Consider the following 24509-nt stretch of genomic DNA (forward strand, 5'->3'; position numbering starts at 1 on the left):
TTGAAAGCGTGAATGAACAAGTGACGAGCACTACACAGGCTGTCCACCTTGACAGCAGCACCACGGATCACGGCCGGCTGCACGACCCATCGATCCGGGGTTTCGCCTCCGATAACTACTCCGGTGTGCATCCCGAAATCCTTGCCGCCCTCGCTGCGGCCAACGGCGGTCACCAGGTTTCCTACGGGGAGGACGTCTACACGTCCCGGCTCCAGGAAGTCATGGAGCAGCAGTTCGGCACCGCGATCGAATGCTTCCCCGTTTTCAACGGCACCGGAGCCAACGTCCTGTCCCTGCAATCGCTGCTGCCCCGTTGGGGAGCCGTGGTCTGTGCATCCACGGCGCATATCAACATGGACGAGAACGGTGCGCCTGAGCGGATCGGTGGCATGAAGCTGCTTCATGTACCCACGGAAGACGGGAAGCTGACGCCCGAACTCATCGACCGCGAGGCGTGGGGATGGGGAGACGAGCACAGGGCCCAGCCGCTGGCAGTTTCGATCACCCAAACCACCGAACTGGGCACCTGCTACACCGCCGAAGAGGTACGCGCGATCGCCGACCACGCCCATTCCAAGGGCATGAAGCTCCACATGGACGGGGCCCGGCTTGCCAATGCCGCAGCCCACCTTGGGGTTCCCCTGCGTGCATTCACCCGGGATGCAGGCGTGGACATCCTCTCGTTCGGCGGCACCAAGAACGGTCTCCTCTTCGGCGAAGTGGTCATTGCCTTGAACCCCGAGGCCGCCCATGGACTGAAGTTCCTTCGAAAGATGAACATGCAGCTTGCCTCGAAGATGCGGTTCATCTCAGCCCAGTTCATCGCCCTCCTGGAAGACGGCCTGTGGCTTCGATCAGCGGAGCACGCAAACGCGATGGCAACCCGGCTGCGCACGGCCGTGGAGGGCATCGACGGCGTCGAGCCTACCCAGGCAACCCAGTCCAACGGCGTCTTCGCCATTCTTCCGGAAGGCGTCGCCGACAGGCTCCGCGCCTCGTTCGCGTTCTACGACTGGGACGCCGCACGCCGGGAGGTTCGCTGGATGTGCTCGTTCGACACAACCGAGGCAGATATTGACGGGTTCGTTGCCGCCATCAAGCGGGAGTTGACCGCCGGATAATGCCTGCATTCCGGGGCGGCGAGCCTGCATGGAAACGCCGCCCCGGGCGCATAACCTGCGATGGTGAACGCCCTCGCACAGGTTCCCGCGGATTTTCTCCACGCGTTGGGAACGCTCCGAAAAGCACAATGCCGCAGCGAATTGCGGCTGGACGAGATCCCCGCTCCGGCCCGTTTGGCTCCCTACGCCGTTGCCCTCGGCGCAGAAGTCTTCCGGCCCACCGCGGCCACCCGCCGGGTCCCGGTGCACGGCCCCGCTGCCAAAGCATTCGTGGAAACCCAGGGAACCGCGCCGGCCGATGACGAGGACGACGAACTCGCCACGGGCCGGTTCATCCTGCTTTACGACCCTGAGGGCTCGGCCGTCTGGGAGGGCGAATTCCGGATTGTTACGTATATCCGCGCCCAGATGGACGCCGAGATGGGAAATGACGCCATGCTGGGCTCGGTGGCCTGGACCTGGCTGGTGGACGCCCTTGAGAACCATGCGGCGCAGTACCGTGCAGCAGGCGGGACGGCCACACGGGTCCTGTCAGAAAGTTTTGGCACCTTGTCCGAACGCCCCGACACCATAGACATCGAGCTGCGGGCGTCGTGGACACCGGCAACTTCCGACATCCAGGCCCACCTCGAAGCGTGGTCAGACATGGTCTGCACGTTCGCCGGCCTCCCGCCTTTGCCACCTGGCGTCACCGGATTGCCCAACAGGAGGCTCAATTGAAAGCACCGCAAACCCATCTCCCGGCCTGCAGTGGCGGAAATCGGTAAGCTTAAGCCATCATGACCCCTGAAAACCTGGAAAAAACCACAGCCGGCGATCCGGTTGCTGATCCCACTGCACACATCAAGGTTGAAGGCTTCGACAGCCACGTTCCCGAAGTCATCGAACTCGACTCCCCACGCGAAGGCGTCCCCCCTGTCATAGATACTCCTGCGGGCCTGGAAAGGTGCGCTGCGGCCATCGCAGCGGGTACCGGACCGGCTGGCGTTGATGCGGAGCGGGCCTCCGGTTTCCGTTACGGCCAGCGCGCGTTCCTGGTCCAGATCCGCCGTGAAGGATCGGGGACCTGGCTGATTGATCCCGAACCGTTCGGCAACCTGGGCATCGTCAATGATGCCCTGCGGGGCGTTGAGTGGATCCTGCACGCTGCAACGCAGGACCTCCCTTGCCTCTCCGAACTGGGGATGTGGCCGGACAAGCTCTTCGATACCGAACTCGCAGCCCGCCTCGCAGGACTCCCGCGGGTGGGGCTGGCAGCCGTAATCGAGCAACTGCTCGGCTTCGGCCTGGCCAAGGAGCATTCCGCTGCGGACTGGTCCACCCGGCCGCTGCCTGAACCGTGGTTGCGCTACGCAGCCCTCGACGTCGAAGTCCTTGCCGAATTGCGCGAAGAACTCGTCGAACTGCTGGAGGCCGATGGGAAACTCGACTTCGCGGAACAGGAATTCGCAGGCATCCTGGCTGCTGGAATCGCACCTCCGCGTGTCGATCCTTGGCGCAAGACCTCCGGCCTGCACCAGATCCGCGACCGTCGGCAACTGGCCGCAGTCCGCGAATTGTGGCTCGAGCGGGATCAATTGGCTCGCAAGCGCGACGTCGCCCCCGGCCGCCTCATTCCGGATGCGGCCTTGGTGGCCGCAGCCAAAGCACTGCCCACCACCGTTCCCCAACTGCTGGCCACCAAAGGCTTCCACGGGAGGTCCGCCCAGCGCGAGGCACCCCGGTGGCTTCGCTGCATCACTACCGCCCGCACACTGACGGATTTGCCGCCGCTTCACCTCCCCACCAACGCCCCGCCGCCCCCGCGGGTATGGGCGGACCGGGATCCCGAGGCTGCGGCCCGCCTGGGTACGGCCCGTCCGGCCCTGCAGGAGAAAGCCGACGAGCTGAAGCTGCCCGTGGAAAACCTGCTCACCCCGGACTTCCTCCGGCGCGTGGCGTGGCGGCCGCCGTCGGAAGTCACCTTGGACAGCATCGCGGCCGAACTGCGCGCGCTCGGCGCCCGCGAGTGGCAGATCTCCTTCGCGGCACCCATCCTGGTCGAAGCCTGCTTGAACCCCAAGCCGCTCCCGGCAAAGGAGCCAAAACCCAAGGAAACAGCTTGAAGCCGGAACGCCGGCGCCAAGGCCCGCTTCCCCGAACCACCGGTTCGAGGAAGCGGGCCTTCTGCTTATCTCCTTGTTGCATGGAAAGTTACTGGTGAGTAACATTGCATCAATGCCATCCGGTGGCCGCGTTGCGGCTCCGGTACCCATGTCTCGATGAGGAGTACTCCATGAGTCCTACACCCAATGCGCCAAGGAACATCCGGGACGTCGTCTTCGTGGACGGCGTGCGCACACCCTTCGGCAAAGCTGGCGAGAAGGGGATCTACGCCGGTACGCGGGCAGACGACCTCGTGGTGAAATGCCTTCGGGAACTGATGCGCCGTAACCCCACGCTCCCGCCCGAACGTGTCGACGAGGTAGCCATTGCGGCAACCACCCAGACAGGGGACCAAGGGCTCACCATCGGCCGGACCGCGGCGCTCCTGGCCGGCCTCCCCCGCACCGTTCCCGGCTTCGCGATCGACCGCATGTGCGCCGGCGCGATGACCGCAGTGACGACGACGGCGAGCGGCATTGGCTTTGGCGCCTACGACGTCGTGATCGCCGGCGGCGTGGAGCACATGGGCAACCACCCCATGGGGGCGGGGGCGGATCCCAACCCGAGGTTCATGTCAGAACGCCTGGTGGACCCGGCTGCGCTCAACATGGGCAACACCGCCGAGAACCTCCACGACCGGTTCCCGTCCATCACCAAGCAGCGTACAGACGCCTACGCGGCAGCTTCGCAGGCCAAGCTGGCCGCAGCCTACTCAGAGGGCCGGATCCAGGAGGACCTGGTACCGGTGGCTACGCTGAAGCCGGGCCAGGGCTGGACCGTCCATAGCGTTGACGAACCACCGCGTCCGGGCACCACGGTGGAAGACCTCTACGGGTTGAGGACACCCTTCCGGGCCCATGGGCGGGTCACCGCCGGCAACGCCGCCGGGTTGAACGACGGTGCCACAGCGGCACTGCTTGCCTCCGCTGACGCAGCGGAGGAACTTGGACTACCCGTAAAGATGCGCCTGGTCTCCTATGCATTTGCCGGCGTCGAACCGGAAGTCATGGGCATCGGTCCCGTGCCCGCCACTGAAAAGGCCCTCAAGAACGCCGGGCTATCCATCGAGGACATCGGCCTGTTCGAAATCAACGAGGCTTTCGCCGTCCAGGTGCTGAGCTTCCTGGACCACTTCGGAATCGCCGACGACGATCCGCGCGTCAACCGCTATGGCGGTGCCATCGCAGTGGGACACCCGCTGGCCTCCTCAGGTGTTCGGCTCATGACGCAACTGGCCCGCCAGTTCGAAGAAGACCACTCGGTTCGGTTCGGCATCACCACCATGTGCATCGGCCTCGGCATGGGCGCGACCGTGATCTGGGAAAACCCGCACCACGCGGACTACGCATCCGCTTCCGCCACTTCCGTTACCAATGCAGAAGGAGACGCAGCATGAGCGCCAGCGACTTCACGAAACTTGCCGCTTTGTTCCCCGACGAAGTTGTGACGCACTCGTACGTGCAGGATGTCGAGCTGCCAGGCGGCGCGGGCACGTTTGCGCTGATCACCCTGGACAACGGGCTCGACCACAGCAAGCCCACCACCCTGGGGCCCAATACGCTGGTGGAATTGGGCACCGCCCTTGAAGGGTTGAAGGAACGCGCCGAACGCCGGGAAATCGTGGGCGTCGGTGTGACCGGCAAACCGTACTTCCTGGTTGCCGGGGCGGACCTGTCCGCCGTCAAGGGCCTCAAAGAGCGTGAGCACGGCCTTTGGATGGCGCAGCTGGGACACGATGTCTACGCCACCCTGGCCAATCTCGGAGTGCCGAGCTTTGCCTTCATCAACGGCCTGGCACTGGGCGGCGGACTCGAAATCGCCCTTCAGTCGACCTACCGGACCGTCTCCACCGGCGCCGGTGCCCTGGCCCTCCCCGAAGCTTTCCTTGGGCTTGTTCCCGGCTGGGGCGGCGTCTACATCCTTCCACGGCTGATTGGCCCGGAAAACGCCGTCAAGGTCATGATCGAGAACCCGCTAAGCAACAACAAGACCCTGACCGGACCACAGGCCTACCAGCTCGGAATTGCCGACGCGCTCTTTGAGCCGGCCGACTTCCTCGAACAATCGCTGGCCTGGGCCGGAAGCGTAATCTCCGGCCAGACCGTGCCCGAGCGGAAGAACGCCGTCGACCCCTCTCATGAGGCGGCAGCTGCCCGCTGGACCTCAGCTGTCTCCGCCGGAAGGGCGTTCGTCGAATCGAAGACTTCCAACGCCTCCCCTGCACCGGCCAAGGTGCTGGACATCATGGAAGCCAACCGCACCATGAGCCAGGCCGAATCGGCTGCACTTGAGTGCGAAACCCTCGCGGACCTCATGCAGACCGACGAATTCCGCTCCACCGTGTACGCCTTCCTGGACCTGGTTCAGAGGCGCTCGAAGCGGCCGGCCGGCGCGCCGGACCGCAAGCTGGCCCGGCCCGTCACGAAGGTAGGAGTGGTGGGCGCCGGCCTGATGGCCAGCCAACTGGCGCTGCTCTTCGCCGGCCAGTTGAAGGTTCCCGTGGTCATGACGGACATCGATCAGGCCCGCGTGGACAAGGGCGTGGCCTACGTTCACGCCGAGGTGGACAAACTGCTGCAAAAGGGCCGTATCAAGCCTGACGCGGCAAACCGGACCAAGGCGCTCGTCACGGGCTCAGTATCCAAGGACGCGTTCCGCGACGCCGACTTCGTGATCGAGGCTGTCTTTGAAGAACTGCAGGTCAAGAAGCAGGTTTTCGCGGAAGTCGAAGCAATCGTCTCACCCGAATGCATCCTGGCAACCAACACATCTTCACTTTCGGTCACCGCCATGGCCGAGGATCTGGAACACCCTGAGCGACTGGTGGGCTTCCACTTCTTCAACCCGGTTGCAGTCATGCCGTTGCTTGAAATCGTGCGCGCACCCAAGACGGAGGACGCCGTCCTCGCTACCGCATTCGAGTTGGCGAAGGGACTCAGGAAAACTGCTGTCCTGGTCAAGGATGCCGCCGCTTTCGTGGTCAACCGCATCCTGCTGAGGCTTATGGGCGAGGTCATCGCAGCCTTTGACGAAGGTACGCCGGCCGAAATTGCGGACAATGCGCTCCGCCCCATGGGACTTCCCATGACCCCCTTCACGCTGAGCGCCATGGTGGGGTTGCCGGTGGCACAGCACGTACAGGAATCCCTGCACGCTGCTTTTGGGGAGAGGTTCCCTGTTTCCCAGAACCTGCAGAAGCTCATTGACAACGGCGTGAAGACCCTGTGGCAGCCGGGGCCGGACGGAAAACCGGTCATTCCGGCGGAGACCCTGGCCATCCTGTCCTTTGGCAACAGCCCGTCTTCCGGGGAAGAGGTCCTCCGCCGCACACAGGACGCCTTGGCCGAAGAGATTGGCCTGATGCTCAGTGAAGGCGTGGTGGCCGGTCCGGAGGACATCGACTTGTGCATGATCATGGGTGCCGGGTGGCCCATGTTCCTGGGCGGGATCACGCCCTACCTTGACCGGGTCGGCGCCTCTGAACGCGTCAACGGCAAGCGGTTCCTTGCTCCCGGCATTGCCTCCGCACCGGCATAGACCACACCCTCTCTCACATCCCGGCGGCCTAAACGGAACGCTCTCTCACTGACGTGAGAGAGCGTTCCGTTTTAAGGCCTGTCTTGTGCGAGAGCGAGGCATCAAAGGGGGCAGGGTGTGAGCGGAGGCTAGAAGAGTGCCACCTTGGGTGACTTCGGGAAGATCGCATCGAGTTCGTCACGTTCCTCTTGCGTGGGCACCCACCTGACAGCCTCGGCATTCTGGCGTACCTGCTCCGGCCGGGTGGCCCCGGCGATGACGCTGCCGACGCCGGGCTGCGCGGCGAGCCAGGAGAACGCCACCTCCAGCTCCGTGAGGCCCCGTTCCTTCGCGAACTGTTCGAAGCGGCCCAACTGTTCCCAGTCTGCGTCGTGCACCAGGTTCGTCCGGGTGTGGCTCAGCCGCGACCCTTCAGGAGCCTTGCCCGGGGAGTATTTTCCAGTCAGCAGACCGTTGGCCAGCGGGAAGTACGGAAGCATGCCCAATGAGAACGCATTAGCCGCAGGCAAGACCTCCAGTTCCGCACGGCGGTCCAGAAGGTTGTAATGGTTTTGCGTCGAAATGAACCGGGCACCGCCCAACTGGCGGGCCACATACTCTGCCTCGGCAATCTGCCAACCAGCAAAGTTCGAATGCCCGATGTAACGGACCTTGCCGCTGCGCACCAGGTCATCCAGTGCCGCGAGGGTCTCGTCGATGGGCGTTGCGTGGTCCGGTGTGTGGTACTGGTACAGGTCGATCCATTCGGTGCCCAGGCGTCGCAGCGAAGCCTCCACGGCCTGGACAATGTAACGGCGGGAGCCACGGGCTCCGAAGTCATTGCCGTTGGCGCCGCGCATGTCCATTCCGAACTTCGTTCCGATGACTACGTCGTCCCGCTGACCACGGAGCGCCTTCCCGAGCATCGTCTCGCTGAGTCCGGGCTCGCGTCCGTAGACGTCGGCGACGTCGAAAAGGGTCACGCCTGCCTCGATCGCGGCGTGCACCACGGCGTCGGTGCCCTCCTGCGATTCGGTAGGCGTATTGGCGCGGCCAAGGTTGTTGCACCCCAGCCCCACAGCTGAAACAGTCAGTCCGGAGCGGCCAAGGCGTCGATATTCAGTCATGGTGCCACCCTACAACGCAACCCCTGAACGATCGTCACCCAAGGCAACAAGATCAGGCTTCGCCGCCCCCTGCGGAGGCGTAGCTGATACCCGACTCCTCCATGGCTTCCTCCAGCTGTGCGATGGCTACAGGGCCCATGCCGTGCAGCTTCGACGCTTTGAGTTCGCCGAACTCCGCCAATTGCTCGAGCGTTTCAATTCCCTGGTGAGCCAAAGCCCGTCTGGCAGGTGCGGCCAGCCCCTTCGGCAGCGGCGTGTGTCCTGGCCAGTTGCTCTTGTGCGGCATGGAAACTCCCCTTTTGTGCAATAGCTGCTTGCCATGGCTGGTACTTAGAGGGTAAAGCCAGCGCCTGCCTTGGGCGAGTGCTTGACCTTGAAAGCGGTCGGATCATCATACGGTGCCGCAGCAATGCTGAGCTTGGTGAAGTCAAGATCCTCGTTGCGGACACAGACTTTGATCGCGTTGACAGCCTTGTTGACGTCGGGACAGAGGCAGAAGATGTTGAGCCGGGAGTTTCCCATCTCTGAGCGGTCCACGACGCCGAGGCCCCGCCACGCAAGTTCCGTGGTCAGTGCGGACTTGGCCTTGCGCTCCAGGTGCTTGTCGCGTTCTGTCCCGTCTTTGGTCTTCAAGGCAAACTGGGCCACCACCCAGAACTGCTGCGAAGGGGCAATCTCGGCGTAGCCGTCATCTTCGCATTGGGCCGCGAAGGCCGCCATGAGGCCCTCGGCTGTCGTGTCGTCGTCGACCCCGGATTCTTCGGTACTGCTTTGGTGTCCCACCACACCGTGGTTGACCACGAAGTGCTGGTCCTCGTCGTCGAACCAGGCTTCCCGGAAGTGCAGGACTCCCCCGTCATCGCGTTTGTACATGCGGATGAGTCCGCTCATGACCGTCCTTTCCTGAACCACTCGACGCTGGCGGCGGCAGGCGCCGCGACGTCAAAGGGTGCTTCCATATTCTCCACAGCCTGCAGGAGCGCGGCACATTCGGTGCGCATGCTCTCCACCGTTTCCGGCGGATAGTCCATCCTGAGGCGATGATCTTCGAACTCGTCCACGTCGTCGACAAAGACGCCACGCGTCGTGGAGCGGATGACGTCCAGGTCCATATCGATCATGTGGAACTCGGTAACTCCCGGCCGGATCGTCTTCCACTCATGCGCGGTGGCCAGGTCAACGTAGATCCGGAAATCGCCGGGATAGGAATCGTCGTAGAACGTGGCGACGAACTCGCCGCTGCGGGGTACCAGCAGCACTGCATCGGAGGCGGTATAGAACGCTGCACCGGGGCGGGAGCAGAATTCGCCGGCGCCCTGGAAGATCCACCACCCGTGGATGTCCTCACCCAGGTACAGTCCAGGTACCACCCAATGTGCCTTGCCGTTCCATTTCCTGTTCCGGGCAACCACCATGTCTCCCGGTTGCAGTGCACCGGGATGCCGGGCCGTGCTCACAACTTGGGCAGACTGCCGGTGGTCGGGTGTTCCTGGCCCGGCAACGGCCTGGCAAAGGGGACCTTGGTCCCCAGAACCTGGGCAACGACGTCGTGGGTGATCTTCTGGGCCGTAAGGCCCACCCTCTCAAGGACCTGGCTCCGCGAACCATGAACCAGGAACTCCACGGGCAGTCCTACTTCATTCAGTGCCGTATCCACTCCTGCGGCCCGCATTTCCTGGCGGATGCGTGAACCCACGCCTCCAGCGCGGACACCGTCCTCGATGCAGATCACCAGTCGGTGGCGGGCGGCCAAGGCAATAATGGACTTCCGGACCGGCAGGACCCACCGCGGATCCACCACGGTCGAGCTGATGCCTTGTGCGCCAAGCCGGTCGGCGACATCCAGGGCAAGCTCGGACATGGCCCCAACACTGACAATCAGGACGTCATTCTCAGTGGATCCTTCCGGGCGCCGGGCCAAAACGTCCACGCCGTCCTTGAGCCGCTCGATCGCCTCGATTTCGGTTCCGACGCTTCCCTTGGAGAAACGCACAACCGTGGGCGCATCATTGACGGCCACGGCTTCCCGCAACTCTTCGCGCAACCGGGTGGCATCCCGCGGAGCCGCGAGATGGAGTCCGGGAACAATCTGGACCATGGCCATATCCCACATGCCGTGGTGGCTGGGCCCGTCCGGGCCGGTCACCCCTGCACGGTCCAAGACCACGGTGACTCCGGCTTTGTGCAGGGCGACGTCCATCAACAACTGGTCAAAGGCACGGTTCAGGAAGGTGGCGTAGACGGCCACCACGGGATGAAGCCCACCGTAAGCCATGCCCGCAGCCGAAGTCAGCGCGTGCTGTTCCGCTATACCGACGTCGATGACGCGTTCGGGGTGGCGCTCGGCAAACTTATGCAGGCCCACGGGGATCAGCATCGCCCCTGTGATGCCGACGATGTCTTGCCGCTCATCTGCGATGTCCGCGATTTCTTCCGCGAACACCGATGTCCAGGAGCGGGCGCCCGGCATCTCAGTGGACTCGCCTGTTTCCGGGTCGATGATCCCCACGGCGTGGAATTGGTCGGCTTCGTTGGCGAGGGCGGGAGCGTAGCCGTGGCCCTTCTCCGTCATGGCATGCACGATGACCGGACCACCGTAAGCCTTCGCAGTGCTCAAAGCGTTTTCCATGGCCTGGAGGTTGTGCCCGTCCACAGGTCCGATGTACTTCATGCCGAGGTCCTCGAACATGCCCTGCGGGGCCCACCAGTCCTTGATGCCCTTCTTCATGGCATGCAGGCTCTTGTAGGTGAACTGTCCCACCGGGCCGCCGTTCTGGAGCCGCTTTTTCCACCAGTCGAGCATGCCTTCGTAGGCCGGCGCAGTCCGTAGGGAATCGATGGTGGGGCGAAGGGAAGCAAGGTAATCGGCCAAGCCACCCACCGTAGGCGCATAGGAACGCCCGTTGTCGTTGACCACGATCACCACGCGGCGGCGCTTGTCCGCTGCGATGTTGTTGATGGCTTCCCAGGTCATGCCGCCGGTCAGGGCGCCATCACCCACAATCGCGACGACGAACCGGTCGCCTTCCCCGGTAAGCTGCCGGGCCCGGGAAATGCCGTCCGCCCAGGAAAGGGACGACGACGCGTGCGAGCTTTCCACGATGTCATGCTCGGATTCCGCCCGGTCCGGATAGCCGGAGAGTCCACCTTGCTGGCGCAGAGTGCTGAAGTCCTGCCGCCCGGTCAGCAGCTTGTGCACGTAGGACTGATGGCCGGTATCGAAGACGATGCTGTCGCGAGGGGATTCGAAAATCCTGTGCACTGCCATGGTCAGTTCCACGACGCCCAGATTGGGCCCCAAGTGGCCTCCCGTTGCGGCCACATTGGTGATCAGGAAGTCCCTGATCTCTCCTGCCAGCTGGTCCAGCTCGGAACCGGACAGCTTGCCCAGGTCCTGCGGATCCTTGATGGATTCCAAGAGTCCCAAGGGCCCTCCTTACGGTGAATGACGTGCTCGTTAACTTTAGCGCGTTGCCCGGCTGACCGTGTCTACGGCGTGCGGCCGGGCCGAGTCTACGGCGTGCGCCGGCCCCGCGGGGCCGCCGCTCGGATAAAACACAGGCAGCCCCGGCTGGTCTGGCGACCAGCCGGGGCTGCCTTTGCATCGGAATCAGCTGAGGCCAGCCGGGTCCTTATGCGGAGATCTGCCGAAGCACGTACTGCAGGATGCCGCCGTTGCGGTAGTAGTCCGCTTCACCCGGTGTATCGATGCGCAGCACGGCGTCGAAGGACTTGGACGAGCCATCCTCAGCCGTTGCCGTGACCTTGAGGGTCTTGGGCGTGGTGCCGTTGTTCAGCTCGGTAACGCCTTCCACGGAGAAGGTCTCCGTGCCGGTGAGACCGAGGGTCGCAGCGGTTTCACCTGCGGGGAACTGCAGCGGAAGAACACCCATGCCGATCAGGTTCGAGCGGTGGATACGCTCGTAGCTTTCGGCGATGACTGCCTTGACGCCCAGGAGCGCCGTACCCTTGGCTGCCCAGTCGCGGGACGAGCCAGAGCCGTACTCCTTGCCGGCGAGGACAACCAGCGGTGTTCCTGCGGCCTGGTAGTTCTGCGCGGCGTCGTAGACGTAGGCCTGCGGGGCGCCTTCCTGGGTGAAGTCGCGGGTGAAGCCACCTTCGACGCCGTCCAGGAGCTGGTTCTTGATGCGGATGTTGGCGAAGGTGCCACGGATCATGACTTCGTGGTTGCCACGGCGCGAACCGTAGGAGTTGAAGTCCTTGCGCTCCACACCGTTTGCCAGCAGGTACTGGCCCGCAGGGGTGTCCGACTTGAAGGAACCGGCCGGGGAGATGTGGTCCGTAGTGACGGAGTCGCCGAGCTTCAGCAGGACGCGGGCACCCGTGATGTCCTGGACGGGATCCGGCTGTGCCTTCATGCCTTCGAAGTATGGGGGCTTCCGGACGTAGGTGGAGTCCTCGGCCCAGGCGAAGGTGTCACCGGCGGGGGTGTCGAGTGCCTTCCAGCGCTCGTCGCCGTCGAAGACGCCTTCGTAGCCCTTGGCGAACATGCCCTCGTCGATGGAGGAGTCAATGACTTCCTGCACCTCGGTGGGGTTCGGCCAGATGTCCTTCAGGAAGACTTCGTTGCCTTCGGCGTCCGTGCCGAGGGCATCGGTGTCGAAGTCAAAGTCCATTGAACCGGCAAGGGCGTAGGCGATGACCAACGGCGGGGAAGCCAGGTAGTTCATCTTGACGTCCGGGTTGATGCGGCCTTCGAAGTTACGGTTACCGGAAAGGACAGCCGTCACGGAGAGGTCGTTGGCCTGGATCGCCTCGGAGATTTCCGGCTCGAGCGGGCCGGAGTTACCGATGCAGGTCGCGCAGCCGTAACCGACGATGTAGAAGCCGAGCTTCTCAAGGTACGGGGTCAGTCCGGACTTCTCGTAGTAGTCGGTGACTACCTTGGAGCCGGGAGCAACGGACGTCTTGACCCACGGCTTGGAGGTGAGGCCCTTGTCAACGGCGTTGCGTGCAAGCAAGGCTGCAGCAAGCATCACCGAGGGGTTGGACGTGTTGGTGCAGGACGTGATCGATGCGATGGACACCGCACCGTGGTCCAGTTCGAACTCGCGGCCATCGGCCGTGGTGACCTTGACCGGCGCGGACGGACGGCCGTTGGCGCCGTTGGCTGCCGAGAAGACGCGTTCAGTCTCCGTGGTGTGGGAGTCCGCGTGGGTGAAGGACGGAGCATCCGAAGCCGGGAAGGTCTCGTCGAGGGACTCGTCCACGCTGCCGTCTTCGATGGCGACGTAGTTGTGGATGTCCTTGCGGAACTGCTCCTTGGCGTCCGTGAGCTCGATGCGGTCCTGCGGACGCTTCGGGCCCGAAATGGACGGCACAACGGTGGAGAGGTCCAGCTCGAGGAACTCGGAGAAGCGCAGTTCGCGGGAAGGATCGTGCCAGAGGCCCTGTTCCTTGGCGTAGGCCTCCACGAGGGAGACGTTCTCCTCGGAGCGGCCCGTCAGGCGCAGGTAGTCGAGGGTGACGTCGTCGATCGGGAACATGGCAGCCGTGGAACCGAATTCCGGGCTCATGTTGCCGATCGTGGCGCGGTTGGCCAGCGGCACGGCTGCAACGCCTTCACCGTAGAACTCGACGAACTTGCCAACCACACCGTGCTTGCGGAGCATCTCGGTGATGGTCAGTACGACGTCGGTAGCCGTGGCGCCTGCGGGGATGCTGCCGTTGAGCTTGAAGCCGACAACGCGGGGAATCAGCATGGAGACGGGCTGGCCGAGCATGGCTGCTTCGGCTTCGATACCGCCAACGCCCCAGCCCAGGACACCGAGGCCGTTGACCATGGTGGTGTGCGAGTCGGTGCCGACACAGGTGTCCGGGTAGGCGCGGAGCACGCCGTCAACTTCGCGGGTCATGACCGTGCGGGCCAAGTACTCGATGTTGACCTGGTGGACGATGCCGGTTCCCGGAGGAACTACCTTGAAGTCGTCGAAAGCGGTCTGTCCCCAACGCAGGAACTGGTAGCGCTCACCATTGCGCTGGTATTCGATCTCCATGTTGCGCTCCAGCGCGCCGGAGTTACCGAAAGCATCGATCTGGACGGAGTGGTCGATGACCATTTCCGCCGGTGCCAGCGGGTTGACGCGCTTGGGGTCACCGCCGAGTTCCTTCACTGCCTCGCGCATGGTGGCGAGGTCAACGACGCACGGAACGCCGGTGAAGTCCTGCATGATGACGCGTGCCGGGGTGAACTGGATTTCGGTATCGGGCTCCGCATTGGGGTCCCAACCGGCAAGGGCGCGGACATGGTCAGCCGTTATATTGGCGCCATCCTCAGTCCGCAGGAGGTTTTCAAGCAATACCTTGAGGCTGAACGGAAGGCTGTCTGCGCCCTCTACGGAGTTCAACCGGAAAATTTCATAGTCGGTGCCGGCTACATTCAGTACGCCTTTGGAACCGAAGCTGTCCACAGTGCTCATGGCAGGACTCCTCTCGCAACAGTTTCATCTTTGTCGCGTGGTTGGCCGCTAGCCAGTTAGGCACACCTTACTTAGCCCTGCGGCACTTTCTTATTGGTTGCCCCGGTCCGCGGGCACCGGGGGGCCATGCGGAGCAGGACTTCTACGCCCATCGTAGTGGCATACGCCTCCTCTACAGCAGTACCCGCCGGCCCCCGTACCCGCGCCGGGCCCTAAGCGTCCGGCACGAGCAACCCCACCGTTTCCAGATGGTGGGTGTGTGGATAGAGGTCAAAGGCCCGCAGCGCTTCGAGACGCCAGCCGCCGTGGTGGAAGTAACCCAAATCACGCGCAAAGGAAGCCGGGTCGCACGACACATAAGCAATGGCACGCGGGTTGGTCTCAATGAGTTGCCGGACTACGGCTTTCCCGGCTCCGGCACGGGGCGGATCAAGAACCAGGGAATCGAAGCTCCGGGCGCGTTGATGCAATACCCGTTCAACCCTGCCCTGGACGATCTCCACGTGCGGCTCGCCGTGCAGGTTCTTGCGTGCATCGCGACTGGTCCCCGGCGCGCCTTCCACCGAAAGCACCGAGCCCGTCACGCCTACGGCGTCGGCCAACGGCGCAGTGAAAAGTCCGGCGCCGGCATAGAGATCCGCGACAGTAGCACCAGGCAGCAGGTAACCACCGCCGGCGAGGTAGCCTGTCACGGCGTTGACCAGGGTCTCCGGCGCATCCTTGTGGATCTGCCAGAAGCCCTCCCCCGTGACCCTGTATTCGTGGCCCGCCGCTGACTCCTGCACCCAGGTACGGCCGCGCAGCTGCAGCACCTGGCCCGTCCCGGGATCAAAGCTCGCCACCGAGATGTCCTGCGGCATCCGGGACAAGATGCCGTGCAGGCGCTTGGGGCTGGTCCCCTCAGCCGGCGCCAGCAATACCAGGGGTCGCGACCCGTTGGCCGGCACGGCCACTTCCACGCGTGCAATTCCGGTCAGGTCCAGGTCCCACAAACGAAGTTCGTTGATCCCCGGATGCGCCAAAGGCATGTCCCGCACGGGAATCACGACGTCGGACCGGTGGGCGTGCATTCCGAGCCGCCCCTTGGAGGTCACGGCGAAGCTGGCGCGCGTGCGCCAGCCCAGCCCGCCGTCGTCGTCGTGCCCGACGGCTTCCACCTCGGTGGCGAGGTCTAGTCCGGCAAGGCGCTTGAGTTGTTCGGCCAGTACCTCTGCCTTCAACCCGCGCTGCCGCTCAAGGGAAATGTGGCCCAGTTCCGCACCGCCTACGGGCGGTCCGCCGCGCCGCCAGGCGGAAAGCGAATCGGCCGGTTGCCAGAAGTGGGGTACGCGGTCCGGCGAGGCTTCGAGGACCTCGACGACGTCGGCACGCCAGAAACGCGAGGAGTCCCCGGAGTCGGTCAGCCGGATCCGCACCTTTTCACCCGGGAGCGCATGACGGACAAAAATAACCCGGCCTTCATGCCTGGCGACGAAGTGTCCGCCGTGTGCGATTGGTCCAACGTCCACCACCAATTCCCTGCCGGCCCCTCCTGGCGTACCGGAGTCGCCGGCGGCGTGTGCGGTGGAGAAAGTGCTGTTGAAGGTCATTGGGTATCCTGCAGTGCCTTTGCTTCTTCGGAGGATTTCAGCTGCCAGGGAACGCTGGCAACCATGACGCCGGGTTCAAAATGGAGCCGCGTCTTGATTCTGAGGGCGGTTTGGTTGTGGACCAGTTGCTCCCACCACTTCCCCACCACATATTCGGGGATGTAGACCACGATCAGGTCCCGCGGCGAATCCCGCCGCATGTTCTTGACGTACTCCATGATCGGCGTGACGGTTTCGCGGTACGGGCTTGCCAGGACGGTCAGTGGCACGGGGATTTCCAGCTTTTCCCAGTCACGTACCGTGTGCTCGGTCTCCTCCGGGTTGATGTCCACAGTGATGGCATCAAGCCGCGAAGGCCGCGAAGCCCGCGCATAGGCCAGCGCCCGGAGTACGGGCTTGCGTACGTGCGAAACCAGCAGCACCGCGTGGACCCTCGTGGGGAGCGCGCGCGGCGAAGAGTCCTCGTCCACGGCCAGTTCCTTTGCCACGTTGTCGTAGTGGGCCCGGATACTCCACATGATCAGGAACAGGATGAACATGGCCAGCAGGGCAATCCACGCGCCTTGTTCGAACTTGGTGATCAGGACAATCACCAGCACCAGCGCAGTCATCCCGAAACCCACCATGTTGATGGTTCGCGACTTGATGATCCTGCGGCGCACGGCCTTGTCCCTGGCCAGTTTCAGTTCACGGCCCCAGTGCCTCACCATCCCGAGCTGGCTGGCGGTGAAGGAGATGAAGACGCCAACGATATAGAGCTGGATCAGCTTGGTCACGTCGGCGTTGAAGGCAAGGATCAACACCAGCGCACCGGCCGCGAGTGCCAGGACACCATTGCTGTAGGCAAGCCTGTCGCCGCGTGTCCGGAGCTGCCTGGGCAGGTAGCCGTCCTGCGCGAGGATCGAGCCCAGCACAGGGAAGCCGTTGAAAGCCGTGTTCGAGGCGAAAACCAGGATGATGCCCGTGGCGGCAACCACGACGTAGAACGGAATGGAGCCGGCACCGAAGATCGTGTCCGCTATCTGGCTGATCGCGGGGTTCTGGGTATAGCCCTCAGGCAACGGCTTTCCGTCAACGAGGAATTCCTTTGCCGGATCGAGGACGATGTGCACCTTGGTGGCATTGGCCAGATAAAGGATGCCGGCGAGCATGGCGGCCGCGATGGCGCCGAGCAGCAGCAGCGTGGTGGCTGCGTTCTTGCTTTTTGGCTTCTGGAAGTTCGGCACGCCGTTGCTGATGGCTTCCACACCCGTGAGGGCTGCAGCGCCGGAAGAGAACGCACGCAGCAAGAGGAAAGCCCCTGCCAGGCCCACGAGTCCTTGGTCGAAACCGGCCTCGGGAACAATCGTGAAGTTGGCCGACGGCGCTTCACCCAACTGGCCCGTGAGGGCCTGGAAGATCCCGACCAAAGTCATACCAAGGATCGAGGCCATGAAGATATACGTGGGAACAGCGAAGACCGTTCCTGCTTCCTTGATGCCTCGAAGGTTCACCAGCGCGAGGATGACGACGCCGATCGTGGCAATGAGCGCCTGTTGGCCGTGCAGGGACGGCACCGCGGTGGTGAGGTAGGCGGCAGCGGAAGACATGGACACGGCAACAGTCAGGACATAGTCCACCAGCAAGGCGGACGCGACCGTGAGTCCGGCGAACTTGCCCAGGTTGACGTTGGCAATCTCGTAGTCGCCACCGCCGGAGGGATAGGCGTGCACGTTCTGCCTGTAGGAGGCCACGACTGTGAGCAATACCACCATGACGGCCAGGCCGACGAGGGGCGAGAATGCCACGGCGCTGACGCCGGCGAGGGCAAGGGTCAGCAGGATTTCATCGGGCGCATAAGCTACGGAAGACAGGGCGTCCGAAGCGAAGATCGGCAGTGCAATGCGCTTTGGCAGCAGCGTGTGGGACAAACGGTCGTTCCGGAACGGCCGGCCCACCAATACGCGTTTCACTGCATTCAGTATTGTCAGCACTCCGCAAAGCTACTCTGAATAGGCTGCGATGTCATGACGGCGGTCCCCTCCTTACGCCCGTTGCACCGGTAAAGTCATACGAAGCTGCAGGGACAACAACAAAAGGAGACACGGTGGCTCACTTCGTGATCATGGGTTGTGGCCGTGTCGGCGCCACCCTTGCCCACACCCTCGAGGATGCTGGTCACTCGGTGGCCATCATCGACCAGGACGAGCGTGCGTTCCGCCGCTTGCGTAATACGTTCACCGGACGCAAAGTAACCGGCGTCGGCTTCGACCGGGACACCCTCAAGCAGGCCGGCGTGGAAGAGGCGTACGCCTTCGCCGCGGTGTCCAGCGGCGACAATTCGAATATCCTCGCCACCCGCGTGGCCAGGGAGACGTTCCACGTTGCGCATGTCGTCGCCCGCATCTATGATCCAGGGCGCGCCGAGATCTATCAGCGCCTCGGCATTCCCACGGTAGCTGCCGTGCGCTGGAGCGCTGACCAGGTCCTGCGGCGGATCCTGCCCGAGCAGCACCTTGCCGGCGACTACCGCGAACCGTCAGGGCGCTTGGTCCTGGCCGAAGTTGATCTTCACGAAGGTTGGATCGGACGCAGCATCGACGCCATCGAAGCCGCTGCCGATATCCGTGTCGCGTTCCTGACCCGTTTCGGCGAAGGCCTGCTGCCCGGCCGCGGTACTGCGTACCAGCAGGGCGATACCGTACATGCCATGCTGAGCCTGGACCGGTCTTCGGAGATCAGCCGGATCCTCGCCAAAGCCCCTGCCAAGGAGATGTAGTGAAAGTTGTCATCGTTGGCGCAGGCAGCGTCGGATCGTCGATCGCCCGTGAGCTGCTGGCCCACAACCATCAGATCCTTTTGATCGACTTGAAGCCGGAAGTGATCGGCCGCAGCGGGCTTCGGGGCGCGCGCTGGCTGGTGGGTGATGCCTGTGAGTTGAGCACGCTGCAGGACGCCAAGCTTGAGGATGCCGACGTCGTGGTTTCCGCCACGGGCGACGACAAGGTCAACCTTGTTGTTTCGCTGCTTGCCAAGACCGAATTCGGCGTAGGCCGCACAGTTGGCCGCGTCAACAACCCCAAGAACGACTGGATGTTCAACGACTCCTGGGGGGTGGACGTCGCCGTCAACACCCCGCAGCTGATGACCGCGCTGGTGGAAGAAGCCGTGGAGATCGGCGACATCGTGCGCCTGCTGACGCTTCAGACAGGCGTTGCCTCGATCGTTGAATTCACCGTACCCCACGACTCACACGTCATTGGCAGCACCGTGGGAGACATCGAATGGCCCGAAGACGCCACCCTCGTTGCCATCCTTCGCGACCAGGCGCCCATCACCCCCAGCCGGGACGACGTCCTGGACGGCGGTGACGAACTGTTCTTCGTCACCACCATCGCGGCGGAGGACGGCCTCAGGGCGCTGCTTTCACCGGCTGCCACGGCTGGCCGGGAACCCGCGGAAGCAGGCGTGCCGGATCAGTCCGCGGAAGACGACGGCTTCGACGGTTGAGGGGCGGGCTTGGTGACGAGCCAGGCCACCCACAACCCAAGGATGTACAGCGGAGCGCCCATGAGCAGGCGCGTGGTGGCCAATGCCGTCAGGCCTGCTTCTCCCATGTAGTACAGCGGTACTTGCACCACCAGTCGCAGCGCGAGCACCGCCACCACTATCCAGGTGCCGAGGCGGTACGCCCGCAGCCGCTCCGGATCCTTACGCCAGTCCAGGCCTTCGTTGCGGACAAAGCCGAAGAGCAGGCCGGCTATGGGCCACTTCAGCACGATGGAAAGCACCATGCCGGCGATGTAGGCGATGTTCGTGAAGAAACCCAGGACGTAGAAGTCTTCGGCTTTGCCGGTGGTATTTGCCAACCACGCCGAAATCCCGACGCCGACCACTCCTGCCAGTGCTTGCGTCAACGGCCGCTTTTGGACGAGCCGGGCAACGGTGAAGACAGCTGCGGCCGCCAGCGCCCCGATGAGGGAAACCGCGAGGTCGCGGGTAATGGTGAAAGCCACCAGGAACACGAGTCCGGGGACGATGCTTTCGGCTATGCCCTGGACACCGCCGGCGGACTTCAACATGTCCACGTGGCCCGAGCTGTTGCGGTGGAGCCCGGCCTTTTGTGCGTACTCCGCAGCCAGCCCGGCCATCGTTTGGCTTTCGGGGGTGCCGTTGGGGTTCGGCAGGTCAGCTGACTGCCTGCCGTTGTCCTTTGGTTCCTGCCCGTTGGACACGGTCATCGGTTCTCCTGACGGGAAAGTATCTCGTAGCGGGGATTGAACATTGCAGGCAATCCGTCCTGCTGCGTGACCATGCCTTCCAGCCGCAGCTCCACTCCGGCCTCGATGCCTGGCACCCGGTTCCGGCCCAACCAGATGACGCGCAGGCGGTCGTACGGCTTCTTGGCTACCGACCCGGTGGCCATGGAGCTGTGCTCGAGCGCGTCGACCACGATGGCCGAGAAAAAGGGCTGCTCGCTGGGAGGCTGATGCGTCACGGACTCGATATATCCCGTACACGTCGCCCGTCCCCGCGCCGGCAAGTCACGGACACCGCGGTGCAACGCTTGTGAGGGCCTGGGGCCTCCCGGGGACGTCGCGCTATCAGCCAATCTGGGTGATCTCCGGGCCACGCTCCGGACGCTGGACCGGGCCGTCCTGCGCCGCACCGGTCGGGGCTGCCGGTGTTCCGGCTGACGTTGCGTCCTTGGGCAAACGCAGTTGCAGAAGCTCCCGCGGCGGCATCGGGCTTTCGCCGCGCACCACCACAACCTGCCTGAACAGTTCTTCAAGTCCTTCGGCTGCGTCCTTTTCCAGGGCAGCGGCTCCTCCGAGCACTCCACGGAGGAACCACCGTGGTCCGTCCACACCCATGAAGCGTGCAGCACGGTACCCGCGGCTGCCGTCCGTACCCTCCGCGGGAAGCTTGGCTACAAGTTCGGTACCAAACGCCCCGGCAACTTCTTCCGTCTCGCCACCCTGGCTGGCAACGGACTGGCCGATCTGCTCCCGGATTTCGTCCCATAGGCCCTCCGAGCGTGGAGCGGCGAAAGCCTGGAGTTGGAGGCTCGAGCCGGCGAGGTCCATGGTGACGGCCACTACGCGTTGCGTGGCTTCCTCCACTTCCAGCCGCAGCTGCAGGCCTTCGGCAGGCGCAATCAGCAGTGCGCCCAGATCGACGTAGCCGTCACGGTCCTCGATCTCGTCAATGTCCCACGGACCCTTGGCGAGCCGGAGGTCGCCCTTGGCTGCGATGCCTTCTCCGGCGTCGGGGGTTGCCGTGTCCGCCTCGGTACCGGCGGGTTCAGGCTGCTCAGCCTTGGACTTCTTGCCGCGCCCAAAAACCATTGGGTTGTCTCCTTAGTAGTGGTCTATCCCCAAGTAAACCGCAACCGGATCGAACCAGGGCAATGCGCAGAAGCAGGCAGCTGCGCTAATGCCCGGGTCGAACCGGAATGGGCCTTGTCAGTTTGGAAACAGTCAGGCCACAGGTGCGTTGAAGCCGCCCGTGGAACCGAACCCTCCGGTCCCACGAACGGAATCGGACAGCTCTTCAACGGCAACAAAGCGTGCATGTTCCACGCGCTGGATCACCATTTGTGCAATTCTATCGCCGCGCTTGAGTTCGATGGCGTGGTGTTGATCCGTGTTGAGCAGGGTAACCGCAATTTCCCCGCGGTAACCTGCGTCCACCGTTCCGGGAGCATTCACCACCGTGAGCCCATGCTTCGTGGCGAGCCCCGAGCGCGGGTGGATCAACGCCACGAAACCGTCCGGAAGGGCAATGGAAACACCGGTGGGAACCAGCCGTCGCTCACCGGGAGCCAACCGGACATCCTCGCGCGAACGGAGGTCTGCCCCGGCGTCGCCCGGGTGCGCATAAGACGGGGCTTCCAGCCCGTCGTCGAGCATTTTCAACTGAACGTCGAGGGTGGGTGCGCCGAAGCCTTGTACTTCTGCTGCGACGGGGTCATTGCTGGTTACTGCGGTCTCATTGCTCACAGTCCACCATTCTACGGTCCACCCTTGCGGGCCCGGCAGCCCATGGCCACGCGACGGCAGCACGCCCCGGCGCCCGATAAGCTTGACCCATGCCTACGCCAGACCAGTCCTCCCCCGTGCCTGCCCCGAAAACCCCCGCGGCCCCGGAGGTCCTCTTCAGCGAAAAGTTGTGGCCAAGTCCCTGGATCTGGATAGTCGTGGTAGGCCTCTCCAGCGCAGGCATCCTGATGTTCGCCCCTATCAGCTTTGCAGCGGGCATCATTGCGGCACTGGTGCTCCTGGCGATCATGACCACCCTGCTGGTCCTCTCGACTCCCACCATTTCCGTCACCCGGGACACCCTGCGCGTGGGGCGTGCGAGCATTGACCGGAAATTCGTGGGTAGCGTGGAAGCGTTCACCAAGTCGGAGGCGACCGCCGAGCGTGGACCGCGTTTGAATGGCCTGGCCTACATGTGCTTCCGCGGTTGGATCGATCCCGTGGTCAAGATCCAGATCACCGATCCCGCGGACCGCACCCCTTATTGGATTGCCTCTTCGCGGCGACCCTTGGAACTGGTCACCGCCCTCACCGGGCAGAAGTAACCCGCACGGGAGGACATGAACGGGACGGGGACTAGCTTTCGCACTCCGTGCAGTAGAGGTGCCCGTTGCGTTCAGCCGCGATCTGCGATCGGTGCTTGACCAGGAAGCAATTGAAGCAGGTGAACTCGTCCGCCTGCGGCGGCATGACCTGGATCAGGAGCTCTTCTCCTGAGAGGTCGGCACCAGGCAATTCAAAACCGTCGGCGAGTTCGGTTTCGTCGACGTCCACAGCCGAGGATTGCTTTCCCGACTGACGTGTCTTGAGCTCCTCAATGGAGTCCTCGCTGACGTCTTCCTCGGTCTTCCGAGGGGCATCGTAATCCGTGGCCATGGTCCTTCTTGGTCCTTGCTGCTCGATCCGGCTGGGAGGCGCCCGGGGCGGACGCGAAGCCCGTTGCCGGCCTGGTGGTCTAACAACGGACGCCCGGTATTTGTGCCCGGTATCGGCCAGATTTTCCTCCGCGGGCCACCGTTTGTCCATAGTCCTCCTGTTGGTCGCTCGGGGCATCTTGCGCCCCATTTTCACCGCAATATCACGGCACGCCCTTCCTCCTAATAGGAAATGGACACCACGGGTGGCAGAGTTTCGAATGTCAGTTATGCCATGTGGTGGAGGGTGTTATGCAGGATCTACGGCTGGTAGGCGTCCACGACGACGGCGGGCATCTGCTGCTGAGCGGACCCGGCGGTGCGATGTTCCAGCTTCCGATCGACGAAGCCTTGCGGGCCGCGGCAAGCCGGACCCCTGCCCAGGTTGCCGCGCGGGCGGCCATAACCCCCGTGGCCATGTCCCCGAGGGACATCCAGGCCAGAATCCGCAGCGGCGCAACAGCGGCTGAGGTGGCCGAACTCTCGGGCCTGCCCTTGGCAAACGTTCAGCGCTACGAAGGTCCTGTGCTGGCAGAGCGCGAATACGTCGCCCGGCAGGCCCGCAACATCGAAGTTGCAGCCCCCGCGCCCGGGCAGGATGCGTACAGATCGGTCTTCGGCGACAACCCTGCCACCCTTGGCGACATGGTGGCACACCGTTTGTCCGCCCACGGCATTGACCCCGCGACTGTGGAATGGGATTCGTGGCGCCGTCCGGACGGTTCCTGGACCGTCGTCGCCCGTTTCGAAGCCGCACCTGCTTCCGATGCCAGCATCGGCGAAGAACCTCCTGCCATGTGGACCTTCAGTCCACAGCGGAGGTCCCTGCAGAACGCCAACCGTTGGGCGCAGCAGCTCAGCGAACTCGAACCTCTTGATGGTCCCGTGCCGGCCCGCCGCCTCACCGCCGTTTCGGACAGGCCCTTTGACTTTGAAACCGACGCCGGAGCTGCCGCCCGTACTTCGGCCAAGGAATCGGACAACCTCCTGGAGATGCTCCGCTCCCGCCGGGGTCAGCGCCTCGGGGTGGACGAGGATGCCGACGACGCCCTCGCCGTCCTGCTGAGCAACGTTCCTGCAGCCCATCCCCGTCCCGACGCGGCGGAAACGGAGCCCGGGTCGGCGTCTGACCTTGAGACCACCACGGCAGAAACTCCCGCCCCGCAGGAGCCGCCGCGGAAAGACGGCCGTCCTTCCATGCTTTCCCGGCTGAGCCTTGCCCCGCGCCATTCGGACCAGGACGACGCCGATGACTCGCTGAAGCTGCACCAGGGCGTCAGCACCGAAACACGTGAGATCACGGTCGTGGCCAGCCCGCTCCGGCCCGTGCCACCACTCAACGGACACACGCCGGCACCCGTGGGCGAAGCGGTCCCTGAAGAAGAGCCTGCAGCTGAACCCAACGGCCGCAATCCCCTACAGCGCCCGGGTCTTGACGAACTGCTTGGCGGCGCCGCCGGAGCACGGCACCAGGCCGAGCCCGGGCAGGCCTCGGAGGAGACTCCCGGGGCCGGATCCCGGGAACGTTCACCGGGCAAATCAGACGACGCACCAGTGGAGCGGCAGCCTTCGCGCCCCAAGCGCTCCAGCATCCCCAGCTGGGACGAGATCGTGTTCGGTGCCCGCGGCGATTAAGC

General features: G+C 63.9%; 22 protein-coding genes. 9 read left to right on the forward strand and 13 right to left on the reverse strand.

Annotated features, from left to right (window positions below; all coding sequences use genetic code 11):
- Nucleotides 1-20 precede the first annotated feature (20 nt).
- The 5 genes from ACIPY2_RS06875 (at nucleotide 21) to ACIPY2_RS06895 (ending at nucleotide 6803) form a co-directional block, all read left to right on the forward strand.
- Nucleotides 21-1121, forward strand: coding sequence for a threonine aldolase family protein (locus ACIPY2_RS06875; RefSeq protein WP_400265758.1), 1101 nt, complete (start codon nucleotides 21-23; stop codon nucleotides 1119-1121).
- Nucleotides 1122-1181: 60 nt separating this feature from the next.
- Nucleotides 1182-1841, forward strand: coding sequence for a DUF3000 domain-containing protein (locus ACIPY2_RS06880; protein WP_400265603.1), 660 nt, complete (start codon nucleotides 1182-1184; stop codon nucleotides 1839-1841).
- Nucleotides 1842-1900: 59 nt separating this feature from the next.
- Nucleotides 1901-3226, forward strand: a complete 1326-nt coding sequence (locus ACIPY2_RS06885; RefSeq protein ID WP_400265604.1) for an HRDC domain-containing protein — start codon at nucleotides 1901-1903, stop codon at nucleotides 3224-3226.
- Nucleotides 3227-3396: 170 nt separating this feature from the next.
- Nucleotides 3397-4662 (forward strand): thiolase family protein, encoded by a 1266-nt coding sequence (locus tag ACIPY2_RS06890; RefSeq protein ID WP_400265605.1) that lies wholly within the window; start codon nucleotides 3397-3399, stop codon nucleotides 4660-4662.
- The gene (locus tag ACIPY2_RS06895) at nucleotides 4659-6803 is read left to right on the forward strand and encodes a 3-hydroxyacyl-CoA dehydrogenase NAD-binding domain-containing protein (protein ID WP_400265606.1); all 2145 of its coding nucleotides are present in this window, start codon (nucleotides 4659-4661) and stop codon (nucleotides 6801-6803) included. Before ACIPY2_RS06890 ends, ACIPY2_RS06895 begins: the two co-directional genes overlap by 4 nt.
- 128 nt (nucleotides 6804-6931) lie before the next feature.
- On the opposite strand, the gene ACIPY2_RS06900 is transcribed toward ACIPY2_RS06895, so the two are convergent.
- The 8 genes from ACIPY2_RS06900 to ACIPY2_RS06935 form a co-directional block, all read right to left on the reverse strand.
- Entirely contained in the window at nucleotides 6932-7909 is a 978-nt protein-coding gene (locus ACIPY2_RS06900; RefSeq protein ID WP_400265607.1) for an aldo/keto reductase, read from the reverse strand.
- A gap of 52 nt (nucleotides 7910-7961) precedes the next feature.
- On the reverse strand, nucleotides 7962-8195 hold the full coding sequence (locus tag ACIPY2_RS06905; protein ID WP_400265608.1) for a hypothetical protein: 234 nt from the start codon (nucleotides 8193-8195) through the stop codon (nucleotides 7962-7964).
- 44 nt (nucleotides 8196-8239) lie between these two features.
- Entirely contained in the window at nucleotides 8240-8800 is a 561-nt protein-coding gene (locus ACIPY2_RS06910) for a hypothetical protein (protein WP_400265609.1), read from the reverse strand.
- On the reverse strand, nucleotides 8797-9324 hold the full coding sequence (locus ACIPY2_RS06915; protein WP_400265759.1) for a DUF402 domain-containing protein: 528 nt from the start codon (nucleotides 9322-9324) through the stop codon (nucleotides 8797-8799). The genes ACIPY2_RS06910 and ACIPY2_RS06915 overlap by 4 nt, the downstream gene beginning before the upstream one ends.
- A gap of 38 nt (nucleotides 9325-9362) precedes the next feature.
- Nucleotides 9363-11336 (reverse strand): 1-deoxy-D-xylulose-5-phosphate synthase, encoded by a 1974-nt coding sequence (gene dxs, locus ACIPY2_RS06920; protein ID WP_400265610.1) that lies wholly within the window; start codon nucleotides 11334-11336, stop codon nucleotides 9363-9365.
- Between the two features lie 205 nt (nucleotides 11337-11541).
- The gene (acnA, locus tag ACIPY2_RS06925; protein ID WP_400265611.1) at nucleotides 11542-14349 is read right to left on the reverse strand and encodes an aconitate hydratase AcnA; all 2808 of its coding nucleotides are present in this window, start codon (nucleotides 14347-14349) and stop codon (nucleotides 11542-11544) included.
- Between the two features lie 212 nt (nucleotides 14350-14561).
- Nucleotides 14562-15938 (reverse strand): class I SAM-dependent RNA methyltransferase, encoded by a 1377-nt coding sequence (locus tag ACIPY2_RS06930; RefSeq protein ID WP_400265612.1) that lies wholly within the window; start codon nucleotides 15936-15938, stop codon nucleotides 14562-14564.
- Nucleotides 15935-17911, reverse strand: a complete 1977-nt coding sequence (locus ACIPY2_RS06935) for an APC family permease (protein WP_400265613.1) — start codon at nucleotides 17909-17911, stop codon at nucleotides 15935-15937. The genes ACIPY2_RS06930 and ACIPY2_RS06935 overlap by 4 nt, the downstream gene beginning before the upstream one ends.
- A 113-nt stretch (nucleotides 17912-18024) precedes the next feature.
- On the opposite strand from ACIPY2_RS06935, the gene ACIPY2_RS06940 reads away from it, so the two are divergent.
- Together ACIPY2_RS06940 and ACIPY2_RS06945 are read left to right on the forward strand one after the other, a co-directional pair.
- Nucleotides 18025-18696, forward strand: a complete 672-nt coding sequence (locus ACIPY2_RS06940) for a potassium channel family protein (protein ID WP_400265614.1) — start codon at nucleotides 18025-18027, stop codon at nucleotides 18694-18696.
- Nucleotides 18696-19427 carry a potassium channel family protein gene (locus ACIPY2_RS06945; RefSeq protein ID WP_400265615.1) on the forward strand — a complete coding sequence of 244 codons (732 nt, stop codon included), beginning with the start codon at nucleotides 18696-18698 and terminating at the stop codon, nucleotides 19425-19427. The genes ACIPY2_RS06940 and ACIPY2_RS06945 overlap by 1 nt, the downstream gene beginning before the upstream one ends.
- Here the strand turns inward: ACIPY2_RS06945 and ACIPY2_RS06950 are convergent.
- From ACIPY2_RS06950 to dut, 4 genes are all read right to left on the reverse strand, one after another.
- A complete protein-coding gene (locus tag ACIPY2_RS06950; RefSeq protein WP_400265616.1) occupies nucleotides 19394-20158 on the reverse strand; it encodes a DUF3159 domain-containing protein in 765 nt (254 codons plus the stop codon). The genes ACIPY2_RS06945 and ACIPY2_RS06950 overlap by 34 nt on opposite strands.
- Nucleotides 20155-20415 (reverse strand): hypothetical protein, encoded by a 261-nt coding sequence (locus ACIPY2_RS06955; protein ID WP_400265617.1) that lies wholly within the window; start codon nucleotides 20413-20415, stop codon nucleotides 20155-20157. Before ACIPY2_RS06955 ends, ACIPY2_RS06950 begins: the two co-directional genes overlap by 4 nt.
- A gap of 106 nt (nucleotides 20416-20521) precedes the next feature.
- A complete protein-coding gene (locus tag ACIPY2_RS06960; RefSeq protein ID WP_400265618.1) occupies nucleotides 20522-21265 on the reverse strand; it encodes a DUF3710 domain-containing protein in 744 nt (247 codons plus the stop codon).
- Between the two features lie 132 nt (nucleotides 21266-21397).
- Nucleotides 21398-21919: a dUTP diphosphatase gene (gene dut, locus ACIPY2_RS06965; protein WP_400265619.1), complete on the reverse strand. Its 522-nt coding sequence runs from the start codon at nucleotides 21917-21919 to the stop codon at nucleotides 21398-21400.
- An 89-nt stretch (nucleotides 21920-22008) separates the two neighbouring features.
- On the opposite strand from dut, the gene ACIPY2_RS06970 reads away from it, so the two are divergent.
- Nucleotides 22009-22503 carry a DUF3093 domain-containing protein gene (locus ACIPY2_RS06970; RefSeq protein ID WP_400265620.1) on the forward strand — a complete coding sequence of 165 codons (495 nt, stop codon included), beginning with the start codon at nucleotides 22009-22011 and terminating at the stop codon, nucleotides 22501-22503.
- Between the two features lie 31 nt (nucleotides 22504-22534).
- Here the strand turns inward: ACIPY2_RS06970 and ACIPY2_RS06975 are convergent, their stop codons facing one another.
- Entirely contained in the window at nucleotides 22535-22834 is a 300-nt protein-coding gene (locus ACIPY2_RS06975) for a DUF4193 domain-containing protein (RefSeq protein WP_400265621.1), read from the reverse strand.
- A gap of 290 nt (nucleotides 22835-23124) precedes the next feature.
- Here ACIPY2_RS06975 and sepH point away from each other — a divergent pair, with 290 nt between their 5' ends.
- A complete protein-coding gene (sepH, locus tag ACIPY2_RS06980; RefSeq protein ID WP_400265622.1) occupies nucleotides 23125-24507 on the forward strand; it encodes a septation protein SepH in 1383 nt (460 codons plus the stop codon).
- Nucleotides 24508-24509: the final 2 nt, after the last annotated feature.

Origin of the sequence: Paenarthrobacter sp. NPDC089675, from assembly GCF_044749185.1 — a bacterium.
GTDB lineage: Bacteria > Actinomycetota > Actinomycetes > Actinomycetales > Micrococcaceae > Arthrobacter.

Bases quoted from the DNA above. Each gene is read 5' to 3' on its own strand.
- sepH (WP_400265622.1), top strand. From the start codon at position 23,125: ATGCAGGATCTACGGCTGGTAGGCGTCCACGACGACGGCGGGCATCTG.
- ACIPY2_RS06950 (WP_400265616.1), bottom strand. From the start codon at position 20,158: ATGACCGTGTCCAACGGGCAGGAACCAAAGGACAACGGCAGGCAGTCA.
- ACIPY2_RS06930 (WP_400265612.1), bottom strand. From the start codon at position 15,938: ATGACCTTCAACAGCACTTTCTCCACCGCACACGCCGCCGGCGACTCC.
- ACIPY2_RS06900 (WP_400265607.1), bottom strand. From the start codon at position 7,909: ATGACTGAATATCGACGCCTTGGCCGCTCCGGACTGACTGTTTCAGCT.
- ACIPY2_RS06880 (WP_400265603.1), top strand. From the start codon at position 1,182: ATGGTGAACGCCCTCGCACAGGTTCCCGCGGATTTTCTCCACGCGTTG.
- ACIPY2_RS06970 (WP_400265620.1), top strand. From the start codon at position 22,009: ATGCCTACGCCAGACCAGTCCTCCCCCGTGCCTGCCCCGAAAACCCCC.
- acnA (WP_400265611.1), bottom strand. From the start codon at position 14,349: ATGAGCACTGTGGACAGCTTCGGTTCCAAAGGCGTACTGAATGTAGCC.
- ACIPY2_RS06890 (WP_400265605.1), top strand. From the start codon at position 3,397: ATGAGTCCTACACCCAATGCGCCAAGGAACATCCGGGACGTCGTCTTC.
- ACIPY2_RS06960 (WP_400265618.1), bottom strand. From the start codon at position 21,265: ATGGTTTTTGGGCGCGGCAAGAAGTCCAAGGCTGAGCAGCCTGAACCC.
- ACIPY2_RS06905 (WP_400265608.1), bottom strand. From the start codon at position 8,195: ATGCCGCACAAGAGCAACTGGCCAGGACACACGCCGCTGCCGAAGGGG.
- ACIPY2_RS06885 (WP_400265604.1), top strand. From the start codon at position 1,901: ATGACCCCTGAAAACCTGGAAAAAACCACAGCCGGCGATCCGGTTGCT.
- ACIPY2_RS06975 (WP_400265621.1), bottom strand. From the start codon at position 22,834: ATGGCCACGGATTACGATGCCCCTCGGAAGACCGAGGAAGACGTCAGC.
- ACIPY2_RS06915 (WP_400265759.1), bottom strand. From the start codon at position 9,324: ATGGTGGTTGCCCGGAACAGGAAATGGAACGGCAAGGCACATTGGGTG.
- ACIPY2_RS06895 (WP_400265606.1), top strand. From the start codon at position 4,659: ATGAGCGCCAGCGACTTCACGAAACTTGCCGCTTTGTTCCCCGACGAA.
- ACIPY2_RS06910 (WP_400265609.1), bottom strand. From the start codon at position 8,800: ATGAGCGGACTCATCCGCATGTACAAACGCGATGACGGGGGAGTCCTG.